Source organism: Streptomyces sp. TE5632, assembly GCF_054061295.1.
In genome coordinates this window covers 360,399-375,075 of record NZ_JBSSEA010000002.1, presented here as the reverse complement: position 1 = coordinate 375,075, position 14,677 = coordinate 360,399, and the positions used below count along the sequence as shown (strand labels likewise).

Below are 14,677 nucleotides of genomic sequence, written 5' to 3'. Positions count from 1 at the left end.
TCGAGAGCTGGACCCCGGCCGCCGCCATCGGCCTGACCTGCACCGACTGCCATCCCGAATACCGGGAGACCGTCCCCGAAACCCGGCCGGACAGCGTGAGCGAAACGGCCTGTCGCGGAGCCTTGCGGATCGCTGCCGTCCCGTCCTCCCCGCCGACGCGGGGGGAGACCGTCGGTGCCGGGTGGGGCCCTGAAGGAGTGGACCGGGAACTGCCGTGATCCAACAAATATCCGATATGTGTGCAGGGGGGCGCACAGGACCCCCAGGGTGGCGACCATGAAAGAACAGGACCGCGAGCAGGCGCTCGAGATCGCCCTCGCCCAGATCGAGAAGCGGTTCGGCCAGGGCTCGGTCATGCGCCTCGGCGACGACCCCTGGGCTCCCATCGAGGTCATCCCCACCGGCTCCCTCGCCCTCGACGTGGCCCTCGGTATGGGCGGCCTGCCGCGCGGACGGGTCGTGGAAATCTACGGCCCGGAGATGAGCGGGAAAACCACCGTCGCACTGCACGCCATAGCCAACGTGCAGCGGGTCGGCGGGACCGCGGTGTTCATCGACGCCGAGTACGGCCTCGACATCGAATACGCGAAAAGGCTCGGCGTCGAGACGGACAACCTCATCGTCTGCCAGCCCGACAACGGCGAGCAGGCGCTGGAGATCGCCGACACGCTGATCCGCTCCGGCGCCGTCGACCTCATCGTGATCGACTCCGTCGCGGCGCTGGTGCCGCGCGCGGAGATCGAGGGCGAGATGGGCGACTCCCACGTGGGTCTGCAGGCCCGGCTGATGAGCCAGGCGCTGCGGAAGATCGCCGGCGCGCTCAGCCAGTCGAGGACCACGATGATCTTCATCAACCAGCTCCGCGAGAAGATCGGCGTGATGTTCGGCTCCCCGGAGACCACCACCGGTGGCCGGGCGCTGAAGTTCTACGCCTCGGTGCGCATCGACATCCGCCGGATCGAGACCCTCAAGAGCGGCACCGAGGCGGTCGGCAACCGCACCCGCTGCAAGGTCGTCAAGAACAAGGTCGCGCCGCCCTTCAAACAGGCCGAGTTCGACATCCTCTACGGCCAGGGCATCAGCCGCGAGGGCGGGCTGATCGACATGGGCATCGAGCACGGCTTCGTCCGCAAGGCCGGTGCCTGGTACACCTACGAGGGCGACCAGCTCGGCCAGGGCAAGGAGAACGCCCGCACCTTCCTCAAGGACAACCCCGACCTCGCCGACGAGATCGAGCAGAAGGTCAAGGAGAAGCTCGGTATCGGGGTGCGGCCGCAGGATCCGGTGGCGGAGCCCGGCGCCGGCGCCGTCCCCGCTGTCTCCATCGGCCTCATGACGACGCCGGCCGCGCCCACTACGCCGCCGACAACGGCACGGACGTGACCACCGTGCTCAACGTCGCGTGGCCGCCGATCAAGCCACGCCGGCCGGCCTCGACCAGGATCGAACGGGTGTCGAGCCCGTAACGTCCGGCCGCCGCCTCGGCGTGGCGCAGGAAGCCGGAATACACGCCCGCGTACCCGAGGCTCAGCGTCTCCCGGTTCTCCCGGTTCTCCCGGTCCACCCGGTCCACCCGGTCCACCCGGACCTCGCGGTCCTGCAGCGGCCGTACCAGATCGTCGGCCGCGTCCGCCAGCGGGAACAGCGCGCAGCCGTGGTGCCGGTCCATCAGGGTGGAACGCATCCACGGACACGAAGCACTCCAGTTGCCCTCTCGCGTCGGCGGCACCCTGACCTCGGGCCTGGCTTACGAGGAGCAGGAGGCGGCCCTGGGCCTCTCCCGCGCCCCGCGCGGCGGCGCGTAGCCGCATGTGCCGCGGCGGGACGCCTGGCCGAGGCACGGCTCGCCCCCGTGTGGTCGAATCGTTCGTGTAGGGGAAGGACGAGATCACGGAGGGGCGCGGAGCCGACCGTGCGCCGCGCCCGCCTCGCGGTGGCCGGATTCCGGGCGGTCACCGGTGACAGCAGTGCCACCCGCGCCAAGGAGTCACCCATGAGCGACCGCGCCCCCGTCGTGCCGGCCGGCCTCGACGACATCCGCACCCACCTCGAGGAGGTCTACCAGGACCTGCACCGGCACCCCGAACTCGGACTGCGGGAGCACCGCACCGCAGGAAAGGTGTCCGGTGCCCTGCGGTCGTTCGGCTACGAGGTCACCGACGGTGTCGGCGGAACCGGCGTGATCGGGGTCCTGGACAACGGGGACGGCCCGACCGTCATGGCACGTGCCGACATGGACGCCCTCCCGGTGCGCGAACAGACCGGCCTGCCCTACGCCTCCACCGCGACCGTGACCGCCCCGGACGGCACCGAGCAGCCCGTCATGCACGCCTGCGGACACGACATGCACGTGACCTGCCTGCTCGGCTGCGCGCGACTGCTGGCCGAGAACCGCGACAACTGGCGGGGCACCTTCGTGGCGCTCTTCCAGCCCTCGGAGGAGAACGGCGACGGAGCCGATGCCATGATCGCCGACGGGCTGACATCCAGGTCGCCCCGGCCCGACGTGGTGCTGGCCCAGCACGTGCTGCCCTATCCGGCCGGATACGTCGGCACCCGCGCCGGGCCGTTCCTGTCGGCGGCCGACAGCCTGCGCATCACCGTTCACGGACGGGGAGCGCACGGTTCCATGCCCCAGGCCGCGGTGGACCCCGTCGTGATGGCCGCGATGATCGTCGTACGTCTGCAGACCGTCGTCTCCCGGGAACTGGCCGCCACGACCCCGGCCGTGGTCACGGTCGGCAGCATCCACGCGGGCACCGGCCCCAACGTCATTCCCGACAGCGCCGTCATCGAGCTCAACGTGCGCACCTACGACGACGCCACGCGCAGCCACGTCCTGGACGCGATCACCCGGATCGTCCGTGCCGAGTGCGAGGCGTCCCGCTCGCCCAAGGAGCCCGAGATCGAGCGGACCGCCTCCTTCCCGCCCACCGTCAACGACGAGGCGGCGACCCGTCGGGTCGCCGAGGCGTTCGCCTCGCACTTCGGGGACGACGCACACACCATCGACCTGCAGACCGCGAGCGAGGACATGAGCGAGATCCCCGGGGCGTTCGGCGTGCCGTTCACCTACTGGGGCATCGGATGCGTCGACCCCGCCCGCTACGCCGAGGCCTCCCACAAGGGCACCCTCGACCAGGACATCCCCGTCAACCACAGCCCCGCCTTCGCCCCCCTCGTCCAGCCCACCCTGGACATCGGCGTCCGCGCCCTGACCGTGGCCGTCCTCGCCTGGCTCGGCACCTGAGCCGTCAGTGGCGGCCCGGCCCGCCGCTGCCGCCCTCCTCCCAGCGGGGTCGGTCCTGGGAGGTACCGGTACGACTGCCGGAGCTGCCGCCGTGCAGGTCGTGCGGCAGCAGGCGCTCGTCGCTCCGGGGCATCTCGTCGGGCTCCCGGCGTTCACGGGTCTCACGCACCGGGCCGCCCTCGGGCATCCGGGGCTGTTCATCGGGGCGTGGCCTGGGCGAGTCCCCGCGCCTGACCCGGCGGCTGCCGACCGTGAACAGGCCGATCAGCAGGCCCACGACCAGCACGGCCACCACGATCAGTCCGATACCGATGGTGCCGCGGCTCGCGGCGAGGTCGGCCGACTCGGTCCGGGAGGTGTGCATCAGCGTGTTCACCGCAGTACTCAACATGGTTCCCGGGTGCCCCGGACCTGCCCGCCGAACCCTCACGGCCGGCCCCCACGGGGCGCCCCGTGGGGGCCGAACGACGAACCTCTGGAGTGCGGCGGGTTTGACCGCCCGCGGCCAGGGCTACCCGCGCGGCGTGACGACGACATCGCAGCAGGAGCTGTTCCGGTTCCTCGAGGACCGTTTCGCCTGTGCGCAGGCGTGCACGGAGTGTGCGCGGGCCTGCGCGGTGCGGGCGAGTCTCGTGGATCCGGACAGCGGCAGGGACCAGGAACTCGTGCGGCGCAGGGGCATCATGTGCGCGGAGGTGTGCGACGCGACGTGCCGTGTGCTGTCCGAGGACAGCCAGGTGGACGAAACGACCATCCGGCTCCAGGTGGAGTGGTGCCGGCAGGTGTGCCTGGAGGGCGCGCACGTCTTCGACGGGCACCCCGGCGCGGAGCGCACGGCCGAGGCGTGCCGGGCCTGCGCGCGCGCCTGCACGGACTTCCTCGCCATGCTGAACTGACGGCGGGGGCGCTCTTCAAGAAGCACGACCCTCGACGGAGCGTGCTCTTCGTCGAGGGGCGTGCTCCATCGGCGGGTGCAGAACTTGTGACACCTCGGCATGCGCCTCCGTGATCGGGCCGTGACAGCAGCCGGGCTCGGTCGATCCGGCCGATCTCGCGGTCGGCCTGCACGTGGACGGCGAGGCGGTGGCGACCGGTTCGTCGGCCGGCACCCTCGGTCACCCGGAACGGGCACTGGAAGCGATCAAGCGGATGGCCCGGCTGCACGGGATCGCGCTGCCGGCGGGTGCCGTAGTGCCGGCGGGTGCGACCACGGCCGCCGCCCCGCTCACCGCGGGGGCGGAGGTCGTCGCCACGGTCGCCGACCTGGGCAGGGTGTCGGTGCGCACCGCCGATACGGCGCGTATGCCCTCGGACGCGTGAAGAGCGGGCCGGGGCGGATGTGGACAGAGCCGGGAGCCCGGTGGCCGTTGCGGTCGCCGGGCTCCCGCTTCTCGGGGCTGCGGGACGCCGGGATCGCCGCCGCACCGGGCGCCCCGGAGGAGGGGCGTGCCGCGAGGGGGCGTGCCGCGAGGGGGGGCGCCGTACAAAATCGGGCGAGACATCGCCATACTGGACGGGCCAGGGGAGGGCGCGTTGGACATCGACGGGGGCGGGAGATGGGGGACAGCAGGCTGATCCATGGCCGGTACCGGCTGCTCGATCCGATCGGGCGGGGCGGCATGGGGGAGGTGTGGCGGGCACGCGACGAGTCACTCGGCAGACAGGTCGCCGTGAAGTGCCTCAAACCGCTGAACGCCCACCACGACCACGCCTTCAGCCGGGTACTGCGTGAGCGGTTCCGGCGGGAGGCCCGGGTGGCGGCGTCCCTGCAGCACCGCGGGATCACCGTCGTGCACGACTTCGGCGAGTCCGACGGAGTGCTGTACCTGGTGATGGAACTGCTGCAGGGACGTGACCTCAGCCGGCTCCTGGAGGACAACAAGCAGCACCCGCTGCCGGTCGACGAGGTCGTGGAGATCGCCGAGCAGGTCGCCGCCGCCCTCGCGTACACCCATGACCAGGGCATCGTGCACCGGGACCTGAAGCCCGCCAACATCGTGCGGATCGCCGACGGCACCGTGAAGATCTGCGACTTCGGCATAGCCCGCCTCGGCCACGACATCGGATTCACGTCCCGGCTGACCGGCACCGGTGTCGCGATGGGCACGCCGCACTACATGTCGCCGGAGCAGATCAGCGGCACCGAGGTGGACCGGCGCAGCGACCTGTACTCCTTCGGCTGCGTGCTCTACGAGATCGCCACCGGGGTGCCCCCGTTCGACCTCGACGACGCGTGGGCGATCCTCGTCGGCCACCGTGACACCCCGCCCCGGCCGCCGCGCGGCCACCGCGCCGAACTGCCCGAGCGGCTGGAGCGGATCATCCTCGACCTGCTGGCCAAGGAACCGGGCCGGCGCCCCGACAGCGCACGCGAACTGGCCCGCCGGGTCGGCGCACTGCGGGCCGCGCCGACCCGGCTGCCGGTGCCGGCCGCGGTGACGGTCTGGCCGGAGCCCGCGGGCCCGACCGGTGCGGGCGAACGTGTGGCCCTGCCACCCCCGGCGGCCCCGGCGCCCGAGCCGGTGGCGGGTGCGCCACGGCTGCCGTCCTGGACCCGCGGCATGACCGGCGGCCGCAAGGCGGTCGTCGCCGGAGCGCGCACCACGCCCCCGGATCCGGCGGCCGGACTGTCCGGCGAGTGGATCGCCCGCCCGGTGACCGGCCGTGCCGAGCCGCCCCCGCAGGGGGAGCGGCCCGCCCCGCCGCCGGAGGCCCTGACCGCCCTGGCCGGACGGCACAACGCGGGCCTGAGCCTCGGCCGCCTCGGCCGCTGGACGGAGGCGGGGGAGGTGCACCGCGCGGTCGCCGCGGAGCGCGAACACCTCCTCGGTCCGGACCACCCCGACACCCTCGCCAGCCGCTACGAGGTCGCCTTCACCCTCAGCCGCACCGGCCGCGCCGCCGACGCGCTGCGCGCGTACAAACACGTGGCCGAGGCCCGTATCCGCGCGCTCGGGTCCGACCACCCCGACACCCTGGCCGCCCGTCAGGAAATGGCGTACGTCATGGCCCAGTTGGGCCGGCCCTTCGACGCCCACCAGGTCTATCTGTCGGTGCTCTCGGCCCGCGAGCGCACCATGGGGGCCGAGCACCCCGACACCTTGCGCTGCCGGCACAACCTCGCCTTCAACCTCTCCAGGCTCGGCCGCCTGGAGGACTCGTACAGCATGGCGTGCGAAGTGGCCGCCGCCCGCGCCCGGGTGCTCGGCCCCGAACATCCGGACACCCTGGTCACCCGCTACGAAGTCGCCTACACGCTCGGACAGTTGGGCCGGTGGGCGGAGGCCCTGGAGACCTACCGCGAGGTCGCCGGGGCCCGCGCGCGGGTCCTCGGCCCGGACCACCCCGACACGCTCGCCGCCCGCTACGAGACCGGCATCGGCCTGGGCCGGCTCGGTCGCACCGCACAGGCCCTCGACCTCTACCGCGGTCTGGTCGACGACCGCACCCGGGTCCAGGGCCCCGCCCATCCAGAGACCCTGCGCGCCCGGCACGGTCTGGGCGTCAACCTCGGCCGGCTCGGCCGCTGGGCGGAGGCCCTCACCGAGTCCCGCGCGGTGTGCGCCCTGCGTGAGGGGGTGCTCGGCGCCGACCATCCGGACACCCTGGTCAGCCGCCGCGAGGTCGCCGTCGGTCTGGGCTGGCTGGGCCGCTGGGCGGAAGCGCTCGCCGAGTACCGCAAGGTGGCCGCCGGCCGGGAACGCGCCCTCGGCGCGGACCACCCCGACACCCTCACCGCCCGCGACGACGAGGTCCGCTGTCTGGAGCAGCTCGGCCACGGCGCCGCGGCCGCCGCGTTGCACCGCGAGGTGGCGGGACTGCGGCGGCAGCGGGCCGCGGGCGGAGCCTGACGGCACGGCGGTTCGGCGCGACGCCGTGGCCGACGGGGCCGCTGCCTGGTCGGCGCGGATCCGTACGTGCTACGAAGAACCACATGAGCGCAGACGAGGGAACCCGGACGTACGACGCCGTCATCGTCGGCGGAGGCCACAACGGTCTCGTCGCCGCCGCCTATCTGGCCCGAGCTGGACGCTCCGTCCTGGTGCTGGAGCGGCTGGACCACACGGGCGGGGCGGCGGTGTCCACCCGGCCGTTCGCCGGTGTCGACGCACGGCTGTCCCGGTACTCGTACCTGGTCAGCCTGCTGCCCCGAAAGATCGTCCAGGACCTGGGGCTCGACTTCCGGGTACGCGCCCGCACCGTCTCCTCCTACACCCCGGTCGAACGCGACGGGCGGCCCACCGGGCTGCTCGTCGGCGGCGGCGAGCGGCGCACCCGCGAGGCGTTCGCCCGCCTCACCGGATCCGACCGCGAGTACCGGGCCTGGCAGCGTTTCTACGGCATGACCGGCCGCGTCGCCGAGCGGGTCTTCCCCACCCTCACCGGGCCGCTGCCCACCCGCGAGGAGCTGCGTGACGCGATCGACGACGAGGAGGCCTGGCGGACCCTGTTCGAGGAACCGATCGGTGTCGCCGTCGAGGAGCGCTTCACCGACGACCTCGTGCGGGGGGTGGTCCTCACCGACGCCCTCATCGGCACCTTCGCCGACGCACACGACCCCACGCTCCAGCAGAACCGCTGCTTCCTCTACCACGTCATCGGCGGCGGCACCGGCGACTGGGACGTGCCGGTCGGCGGCATGGGCGCCCTCACCGACGCGCTGGCCGCCGCCGCGCGCGAGGCGGGTGCCGTCATCGCCACCGGTCACGAGGTGGTACGGATCGACACGGACGGGCGCACGGCCGAGGTCACCCACCGTACGGCCGACGGCGAGGGGGTCGCCGCCGCCCGGCACGTCCTGGTGAACGCCTCCCCGCGGGAGCTGGCGGTGCTGACCGGCGACACACCCCCCGCCCCGGCCGAGGGCGCCCAGCTCAAGGTGAACATGCTGCTCAAGCGGCTGCCCAGGCTGCGCGACAGCTCCGTCGACCCGCGCGAGGCGTTCGCCGGGACCTTCCACATCGCCGAGGGATACGGGCAACTGGCCGCCGCGCACGCGCAGGCCGTCGCCGGTGAACTGCCCGCCGCGCCGCCCTCCGAGATCTACTGCCACTCGCTCACCGACCCGACGATCCTCGGCCCGGACCTCGCCGCACAGGGATACCAGACGCTCACCCTCTTCGGCCTGCACACCCCGGCCCGGCTGTTCGAACGGGACAACGACGCCGTGCGTGAGGAGCTGTTGAAGTCGACGCTCGCCCAGCTCGACGCCCATCTGGCCGAACCGCTCGCCGACTGCCTGGCGACCGACGCGGACGGGCGGCCGTGTCTGGAGGCGAAGACCCCGCTGGACCTGGACCGCGACCTCGGGCTGCCCGGAGGGAACATCTTCCACCGCGCGCTGTCCTGGCCCTACGCCCAGGACGGCACCGGCCGGTGGGGCGTGGAGACCCGGCACGCCAACGTCCTGCTGTGCGGTGCGGGCGCGGTGCGCGGCGGCGGGGTGAGCGGGGTGCCGGGGCACAACGCGGCCATGGCGGTCCTGGAGGCGGGCTGACGGGACGGGCCGAGGGGGAGGACAGGTGGAAGGCGGCCGGGCGTCAGTCGGCCGACCGGCTCCACCCCGTGGCCCGGACGCGTGCCGCGTCCGCCGGGCGGGCCTCGTCGAACAGCACGCCGTCACCGGTCGCGACGCGCATCCCGTCGACGTACGCACCGCGCCCGACGTACAGCCGGTCCGTCGCGTAGCGCCAGCGCAGGGTGAGGCTCCGTGCGGCGGGCAGACCGGCGGCGAGTCCGTGCCAGGCACGGCCCGACCAGCCGGTGGCGGTGCCCGAGGGGTGCCACTGCGGCTCCCCGCCCCGGCGTTCCGTGGTGAACGGCACCGGCTGCCAGGTCGCGCCGCCGTCCGCCGTGGCCTCCAGGGTGAGGACGTCGGAGCGCGGCTCGGTGTCCCACCACAGGGCGCAGCGCAGCCGCGCGCCGCCGGACGACGTGTCCACCGCGGGCAGGGTGAGGGTCGCCGTCGCCGAACTCGCCATCCCGGAGAACCAGGCCGTGCGTCCCTGCGCGGGGCGGACCGGGACCGCGCGGGCCAACCGGTTCGCGGCGGCCACGCGAGGAGCCGACCCCGAACGCCAACTGCGCACAGGATGAACAGAGTTGCCGAGCACGACGAGGAACGAGTCGGTGGTCGGATCGAGCACCAGCGCGGTGCCGGTGAAGCCGGTGTGACCCGCCGTGCGCGGGGTGGCCATCGCACCCATGTACCAGTGCTGGTACAGCTCGAATCCCAGGCCGTGCTCGTCCCCGGGGAAGCCGGTGTTGAAGTCGGTGAACATCAGGTCCACCGACTCCGGTCTCAGCACGCGAGCCCGGCCGTAGCGGCCGCCGTTGAGCAGGGTCCGCCCGAGCACGGCCAGGTCCCAGGCGCACGAGAACACGCCCGCGTGGCCCGCGACCCCGCCCAGGCTGTAGGCGTTCTCGTCGTGCACCTCGCCCCACACCAGCCCCCGGTCGAGGCCGGACCAGGGCAGGCGGGCGTCCTCGGTGGCGGCGATCCGCGGCTTCCAGGAGGCGGGCGGGTTGTAGCGGGTGCGCCGCATGCCCAGCGGGCCGGTGATGTCGTCATGGAGCAGGACGTCCAGGGTGCGGCCCGTGACCTTCTCCAGCACCAGCTGGAGCGAGATCAGGTTCAGGTCCGAGTACGCGTACGCCGTGCCCGGAGGGCTGACCGGTGCCTCGTCGAGGACGAGCCGGATGCGCTCCTCGTACGTGGGCGCGTTGTAGAGCGGGATCCAGGGACGGAAACCCGAAGTGTGCGTGAGCAGTTGACGGATCGTCATGTCGGTCTTGCCGGCCCGGCCGAAGTCCGGCAGATACGAGGCGACGGTCGCCTCCAGCTCCAGGGTGCCCCGTTCGATCTGCTGCACGGCGAGGATGGAGGTGAACAGCTTCGACACCGAGGCCAGATCGAAGACGGTGTCCTCGGCCATGGGGATCTGCCGGTCCGCCGGGAACTCGACGCCGGTGTCGGTCTTCTCGTCGTACGCCCGGTAGCGCACGGCCATGCCGACGGGCCGGTGGAGTGCGACGGTGCCGCCGCGTCCGGCGAGCAGCACGGCGCCCGCGTACCAGGGGTGTTCGGGGGACGGGCCGAGGAACGCCTCGGCGTCGGTGACGAGCCGGCCCAGGTGCTCCGCGAGCAGGCCGGCCTGCCGGGCCGATCCGTGCCGCAGGGTCGGGCGCCCGCTGCCCGGCGCCGCCGACGGCGAGACCGCTGCCGCGGGGCCGGCCGGGAGGGAGGCGAAGGTCAGTGCGCCGCCCAAAGCCAGTGCGCGCCCGCCGAGTTGCCGGCGAGTGAGACCGCTCGACCCTGCGTCCGTCATGAGGGTTCCTCCCGTGTCGTGGCCGCGGGCGGCCTGAAAGAATCTTTCGGGGATCGCCTTGCGGGGTGAAACTTTCCTGTCAGGTGCGGGATGTGTCAATGGGGCGTACGCGGTCGCGGGAGAAGTCGAAGACCTTGACCTCCCCGGCCGATCGACCGAGGATCATCTGTCATGACGCCCGGACACGGAAGCACGGTCGACGGACTCCTGCGACGCAGCGCCCGGCGTACTCCGGCGCGTACCGCAGTCGAGTACGGCGACCGCACCTGGACCTACGACGCGCTCGACACCGCCGTCTCGGCGGCGGCGAGTGTCCTGCGGGCGGAGGGGCTGTCCCCCGGGGACCGGGTCGGCGCCTACGGCCACAACTCCGACGCCTATCTGATCGGCTTCCTCGCCTGCGCCCGCGCGGGCCTGGTACACGTACCGGTCAACCAGAACCTGACCGGCGACGACCTCGCCTACCTGATCGGCCAGTCCGGCAGCACACTCGTCCTCACCGACCCCGACCTCGCCGGACGGCTCCCGGACGGGGTGCGGACGCTGCCCCTGCGCGACGCCGACGGTTCGCTGCTCGACCTGCTGGCCGGGGCGCCCGCGTACGACGGCCCCGAGCCGCGCTCCGAGGACCTGGTGCAGCTGCTGTACACCTCCGGCACCACCGCCCGGCCCAAGGGCGCGATGATGACGCACCGCGCACTGGTGCACGAGTACCTGAGCGCCATCACCGCCCTCGACCTCGGCGCGGGCGACCTCCCCGTGCACTCGCTCCCGCTCTACCACTCGGCGCAGATGCACGTCTTCCTGCTGCCCTACCTCGCGGTCGGCGCGACCAGTGCCATCCTCGACGCGCCCGACGGCGACCGGATCTTCGACCTGATCGAGGCGGGCCGCGCGGACAGCCTGTTCGCCCCGCCCACGGTCTGGATCGCCCTGTCCGACCGCCCCGACTTCGCCACCCGCGACCTGAGCGGACTGCGCAAGGCGTACTACGGGGCGTCCGTCATGCCGGTGCCGGTCCTGGAGCGGCTGACGCGGCGGCTGCCGGACCTGGCGGTCTACAACTGCTTCGGGCAGAGCGAGATCGGCCCGCTGGCCACCGTCCTCGGCCCCGACGAGCACAAGGGGCGCATGGACTCCTGCGGGCGGCCCGTCCTGTTCGTGGACGCGCGGGTGGTCGACGAGGACGGCAAGGACGTGCCCGACGGGACACCCGGTGAGATCGTCTACCGGTCGCCGCAGCTGTGCGAGGGGTACTGGGACAAGCCCGAGGAGACCGCCGAGGCCTTCCGTGACGGCTGGTTCCACTCCGGGGACCTCGCGGTGCGCGACGCCCACGGCTACTTCACGATCGTCGACCGGGTGAAGGACGTCATCAACTCCGGTGGCGTCCTGGTCGCCTCACGGCAGGTCGAGGACGCGCTGTACACGCACGAGGAGGTCGCCGAGGCCGCCGTGATCGGCCTCCCCGACGACCGCTGGGTGGAGGCCGTCACGGCGGTCGTCGTCGCGCGCGGCGAGACGACGGAGGAGGAACTGATCGCGCACGCGCGCGAACGGCTCTCGTCCTTCAAGGCGCCGAAGAGGGTCCTGTTCGTGGACGAACTGCCGCGCAACGCCAGCGGGAAGATCCTCAAACGGGAGCTGCGCCACCGCTTCACCGGATGAGCGTGGTCCGGCCCGCGCCGGTGCGGACCGGACCGGGGAGGCCTGCTCAGTCGGCGGGGCGCGGCGCGGTGCCGCTTCCGGTAACGCTGCCGCCGCTGCCGCCCTGTGGCCCGTACGCCGTCATGAAGCGGTCCCGGAAGGTGTCCATGCCCCAACGGGGTGCGGCCGGGGCGGGTTTGAGGCCGTCGGTCCAGTTCCAGTCGGCCACCCGGTCCAGGACCTTCGGGTCCTTGGCGACGATGCTGATCGGCACGTCCTTGCTGGTGCTCCCGGCGGTGACGGTCGGGACCGGCTGGTGGTCGCCGAGGAAGACCAGGACCGTGTCCTCGTCGCCGTACCGCTCCATCCACCCGATCAGGCTCCGCAGCGAGTACTCGACGGACTTGCGGTACTCGGTGCGTACCCTCTCCGGGTCCTGCCAGACCTCCTTGGGATCGGTGCCCTCCTTCTTGATCTCGTGGAACACGGAGCCGTCACCGAGGTCGTCCCAGTCGATCATGCGGGCGTTGGGGGACCACGGGTTGTGGCTGGAGGCGAGGATGATCTCCGCCATGATCGGCTCGCGGTCCTTCCTGCCGTGCTCCAGGCGCTCGAAGGCCTCCATGCTGAACTGGTCGGGCACCGGCGTCCAGCTGAAGTACGGCCCCTGGTAGCCGAGGTGCTCGGAGTCGTAGATGTGGTCCAGGCCGAAGTACTTGCCCTCCGGCCAGGCCCGCCGCACCCCGGGCACGATGCCGACGGTGCGCCAGTCACCGGCCTTGCGGAAGTAGTTGGTGAGGGTCATGCGGTCGCTGGTGGTGAGGCTGCGGTAGCGCTGCTGGTTCTTGATCCACAGGCCGGACAGGAAGGTGGAGTGGGCGAGCCAGCTGCCCGCGCCCGTCACCGGTGACTCGAGCCAGCCGCTGCGCGCCTCGAAACCGGCGGCCTCCAGGGTGCCGGTGCCCTCCTTCAGTACCGCGTCGACCGGCTCCGCCATCGCCGGGTCGTCGATCGCGACCCGGCCGTAGCTCTCGATGAACGTGAACAGGACGTCCTTGCCGCGCAGTCCCGTGAACAGCTGGTCGGGCGGAGTGTCGGCGAAGGCGTCGGCCGCGGCCTGCTGTCTGAAGACCCGCCCGTCCTTGATGCCCGCGCGCATCTGCTCCACCCGGTTGCCCAGCATCTCCGCGGTGCCCTTGGTGGCCAGCGGGACGCCGGTGACCTGCACGCCCAGAGTGACGCAGGTGATCCACGCGACGCCGAGGACCAGCGTGGTGCGGGCGGCGGCGGGGCGGTGGCGCACCATCAGGTTCGTGATCCGTACCGCTGCCAGTGTCATCAGCACCAGCAGGGCGACGAACAGGACGATCAGCCCGATCACGGCGAGGATCTGCCCGCCCCGGCCGAACGACTCCCGTACGAACTCCGCCGCGTGCTCGAGCAGGATCCAGTCGAGCACCAGGTCGAACGGCCGGGCCAGTACCTGGTAGAAGCCCATGTCCACCATCTTCAGGACGGTGAGCAGTCCGAGGAGGACGCCCGAGACCACCGCGGTGATCCGCCGGGGCTTCGGCGGCAGCGCGAGCAGCAGGGTAGCCAGCAGGATTCCCTCGGCCGGTACACGGAGGAACGCCTCGAACGTGAGCCGCTCCACGCGGTTCGGCACGAGGAGGGCGAAGAGCAGGAGCGCCCCGGCCATCACGGTCGTCCCGACCGTGATGCCGCGGGCCGCACGCGGGTGACGCCGGCGCAGGCGCTTCCACCGAGCGGGTGCCGTGCCCTCCGGCGCCTCCCCGGCTGTTTCGCCGGAGGCGGTGGGGCCGTCGTCCGGGTCCGCTCGGCTCCCGGTGGTGTCCGACAGCTGACGGGAGCGAGTGAAGAGCTGCACCCGGGGGTCCTTCCGTGCGGTACTGCGATGGCATGGCAAACCGGGCCCGGTGGACGGGCCTGCTGCCATCAGTACGTTCGCATGTCACCCCGCGTTCAATCGCGCCCGCGTGATTCACCGGCCCGGATTCGACGGCCCGGATCCACCCGCCCGCCGCGCCCCGGAAACGGGCGCCGACGTGACCTGTCGGGGGCCGGAACCGATCGCTAGGCTGGCCGCGGACGACGGAAATCGGGAGGAGCACGGACGTGGCCGACAGCACCACCCAGCAGCGACCGCTCACCGGCTGGGACAAGCCTGACCTGGACCTCAGCAACGCGCAGTGGCAGTCCGGCAGCCGAGGCCTGGGGGATGTCCAGATCGCCTTCGTGGAAGGCTTCATCGCCATGCGGAACAGTGGCCGCCCGCAGAGCCCTTCCCTGATCTTCACCCCGGCCGAGTGGGGCGCATTCGTGTCGGGAGCCCGGGAGGGGGAGTTCGACCTGACGTGAGCCGGGCGCGTACGCCCTGCCGCGGAGCGGAACGGCCGTGGCGCCGGGTGTGGCCGCCGATACTTCCGGACAT

General features: G+C 72.5%; 12 protein-coding genes. 8 read left to right on the top strand and 4 right to left on the bottom strand.

Annotation, left to right across the window (positions count from 1 at the left end; all coding sequences use genetic code 11):
• Nucleotides 1–276 precede the first annotated feature (276 nt).
• Nucleotides 277–1,383, top strand: a complete 1,107-nt coding sequence (gene recA, locus ACVW19_RS03760; protein ID WP_457456536.1) for a recombinase RecA — start codon at nucleotides 277–279, stop codon at nucleotides 1,381–1,383.
• Here the strand turns inward: recA and ACVW19_RS03755 are convergent.
• A complete protein-coding gene (locus ACVW19_RS03755; RefSeq protein WP_457456534.1) occupies nucleotides 1,355–1,684 on the bottom strand; it encodes a hypothetical protein in 330 nt (109 codons plus the stop codon). The two genes, recA and ACVW19_RS03755, sit on opposite strands and share 29 nt — an antisense overlap.
• Before the next feature lie 309 nt (nucleotides 1,685–1,993).
• Here ACVW19_RS03755 and ACVW19_RS03750 point away from each other — a divergent pair, with 309 nt between their 5' ends.
• Nucleotides 1,994–3,250 carry a M20 family metallopeptidase gene (locus ACVW19_RS03750; protein WP_457456962.1) on the top strand — a complete coding sequence of 419 codons (1,257 nt, stop codon included), beginning with the start codon at nucleotides 1,994–1,996 and terminating at the stop codon, nucleotides 3,248–3,250.
• A gap of 4 nt (nucleotides 3,251–3,254) precedes the next feature.
• Here the strand turns inward: ACVW19_RS03750 and ACVW19_RS03745 are convergent, their stop codons facing one another.
• Nucleotides 3,255–3,614, bottom strand: a complete 360-nt coding sequence (locus ACVW19_RS03745) for a DUF6479 family protein (RefSeq protein ID WP_457456960.1) — start codon at nucleotides 3,612–3,614, stop codon at nucleotides 3,255–3,257.
• 160 nt (nucleotides 3,615–3,774) lie between these two features.
• On the opposite strand from ACVW19_RS03745, the gene ACVW19_RS03740 reads away from it, so the two are divergent.
• From ACVW19_RS03740 to ACVW19_RS03725, 4 genes are all read left to right on the top strand, one after another.
• Nucleotides 3,775–4,146 (top strand): ferredoxin, encoded by a 372-nt coding sequence (locus ACVW19_RS03740; RefSeq protein WP_457456532.1) that lies wholly within the window; start codon nucleotides 3,775–3,777, stop codon nucleotides 4,144–4,146.
• Between the two features lie 172 nt (nucleotides 4,147–4,318).
• Complete coding sequence (locus ACVW19_RS03735) at nucleotides 4,319–4,570, top strand: hypothetical protein (protein WP_457456530.1); 252 nt, start codon at nucleotides 4,319–4,321, stop codon at nucleotides 4,568–4,570.
• Nucleotides 4,571–4,806: 236 nt separating this feature from the next.
• Nucleotides 4,807–7,101, top strand: a complete 2,295-nt coding sequence (locus ACVW19_RS03730; RefSeq protein WP_457456528.1) for a tetratricopeptide repeat protein — start codon at nucleotides 4,807–4,809, stop codon at nucleotides 7,099–7,101.
• An 83-nt stretch (nucleotides 7,102–7,184) separates the two neighbouring features.
• Nucleotides 7,185–8,747, top strand: coding sequence for a phytoene desaturase family protein (locus tag ACVW19_RS03725; RefSeq protein ID WP_457456526.1), 1,563 nt, complete (start codon nucleotides 7,185–7,187; stop codon nucleotides 8,745–8,747).
• Nucleotides 8,748–8,790: 43 nt separating this feature from the next.
• On the opposite strand, the gene ACVW19_RS03720 is transcribed toward ACVW19_RS03725, so the two are convergent.
• Complete coding sequence (locus ACVW19_RS03720; protein WP_457456525.1) at nucleotides 8,791–10,578, bottom strand: serine hydrolase; 1,788 nt, start codon at nucleotides 10,576–10,578, stop codon at nucleotides 8,791–8,793.
• Nucleotides 10,579–10,749: 171 nt separating this feature from the next.
• Here ACVW19_RS03720 and ACVW19_RS03715 point away from each other — a divergent pair, with 171 nt between their 5' ends.
• Nucleotides 10,750–12,246, top strand: a complete 1,497-nt coding sequence (locus tag ACVW19_RS03715; protein WP_457456523.1) for an acyl-CoA synthetase — start codon at nucleotides 10,750–10,752, stop codon at nucleotides 12,244–12,246.
• A 46-nt stretch (nucleotides 12,247–12,292) separates the two neighbouring features.
• Here ACVW19_RS03715 and ACVW19_RS03710 read toward each other — a convergent pair whose 3' ends face one another.
• Nucleotides 12,293–14,113, bottom strand: coding sequence for a sulfatase (locus tag ACVW19_RS03710; protein ID WP_457456521.1), 1,821 nt, complete (start codon nucleotides 14,111–14,113; stop codon nucleotides 12,293–12,295).
• Nucleotides 14,114–14,361: 248 nt separating this feature from the next.
• Between ACVW19_RS03710 and ACVW19_RS03705 the strand changes: the two genes are divergently transcribed.
• Nucleotides 14,362–14,604: a DUF397 domain-containing protein gene (locus ACVW19_RS03705; protein WP_202280582.1), complete on the top strand. Its 243-nt coding sequence runs from the start codon at nucleotides 14,362–14,364 to the stop codon at nucleotides 14,602–14,604.
• Nucleotides 14,605–14,677: the final 73 nt, after the last annotated feature.

Excerpts from the sequence above, each read along its gene's own strand:
- recA (WP_457456536.1), top strand. The coding sequence starts at position 277 with ATGAAAGAACAGGACCGCGAGCAGGCGCTCGAGATCGCCCTCGCCCAG.
- ACVW19_RS03755 (WP_457456534.1), bottom strand. The coding sequence starts at position 1,684 with ATGCGTTCCACCCTGATGGACCGGCACCACGGCTGCGCGCTGTTCCCG.
- ACVW19_RS03750 (WP_457456962.1), top strand. The coding sequence starts at position 1,994 with ATGAGCGACCGCGCCCCCGTCGTGCCGGCCGGCCTCGACGACATCCGC.
- ACVW19_RS03745 (WP_457456960.1), bottom strand. The coding sequence starts at position 3,614 with ATGCACACCTCCCGGACCGAGTCGGCCGACCTCGCCGCGAGCCGCGGC.
- ACVW19_RS03730 (WP_457456528.1), top strand. The coding sequence starts at position 4,807 with ATGGGGGACAGCAGGCTGATCCATGGCCGGTACCGGCTGCTCGATCCG.
- ACVW19_RS03725 (WP_457456526.1), top strand. The coding sequence starts at position 7,185 with ATGAGCGCAGACGAGGGAACCCGGACGTACGACGCCGTCATCGTCGGC.
- ACVW19_RS03720 (WP_457456525.1), bottom strand. The coding sequence starts at position 10,578 with ATGACGGACGCAGGGTCGAGCGGTCTCACTCGCCGGCAACTCGGCGGG.
- ACVW19_RS03715 (WP_457456523.1), top strand. The coding sequence starts at position 10,750 with ATGACGCCCGGACACGGAAGCACGGTCGACGGACTCCTGCGACGCAGC.